This window comes from Agromyces humi (assembly GCF_009720255.1).
Lineage (GTDB): Bacteria > Actinomycetota > Actinomycetes > Actinomycetales > Microbacteriaceae > Agromyces > Agromyces humi.
Genome location: NZ_WJSP02000684.1, coordinates 1 through 936 on the forward strand (window position 1 = coordinate 1; position 936 = coordinate 936).

General features: G+C 73.6%; 1 protein-coding gene. It reads right to left on the reverse strand.

From position 1 onward, the window contains the following. The coding region (locus GH736_RS23500) for an ATP-binding protein (RefSeq protein WP_456236783.1) at positions 1 to 936 on the reverse strand (936 nt) is incomplete at both ends.

Genomic DNA, 936 nt, shown 5'->3' on the forward strand with positions numbered 1-936 from the left:
CGCGAGGAGCACGACGGGCGCACGGTGCGGGCCGGGTCGCCACCCGGTCGAATCGAGCCAGGCACGAGGGCCCGTGGCATCCGTCGCACCGTCGTGGTCGGGCCGCCGGAGCTCGGTGACGACCGCAGCGGCCGCGGCGAGGAGCCCTGACGAGGGCTCAGCAGGAACGGGCTCGGGCATGCGGTCGATGAGCCCGGTGTCGAGGTCGCCGGCGCGGACCGCGGGCTCGGCGATGAGCCGGCGCAGGAAGGCGAGGTTCGTGTCGATGCCGAGCACGACCGTGTCGGCCAGGGCACGATCGAGGCGATCGAGCGCCTCGGCGCGGTCGTCGCCGTAGGCGATGACCTTCGCGAGCATGGGGTCGTAGTGCGCCGTGACCTCCTGCCCCTCGACGATGCCGGCGTCGACCCGCACGCCCGGGCCGGTCGGCTCCCGCCAGGCCAGCACCGTGCCGGTGGACGGGAGGAAGCCGCGTTCGGGCGCCTCCGCGTAGAGGCGCGCCTCGATCGCGTGGCCGGTGAGGCGGACGTCGTCCTGCGCGATGGACAGCGGCTCACCCGCGGCGATGCGCAGCTGCTGCTCGACCAGGTCGATGCCCGTGACGAGCTCGGTGACGGGGTGCTCGACCTGGAGCCGGGTGTTCATCTCGATGAAGAAGAACTCGTCGGGTGCGGCATCCGACACCAGGAACTCGACGGTGCCCGCGCCGAGGTAGCCGACGCTGCGGGCCGCGTCGCACGCAGCGGCGCCGATGCGCGCCCGGGTGGCCTCGTCGAGCAGCGGCGACGGCGCCTCCTCGATCACCTTCTGGTGGCGGCGCTGCAGGGAGCACTCGCGCTCACCGAGGTGGATGACGGCGCCGGCGGCGTCGGCGAGCACCTGCACCTCGATGTGGCGCGGGCGCTCGATCAGCCGCTCGATCAGCAGCGTGTCGTC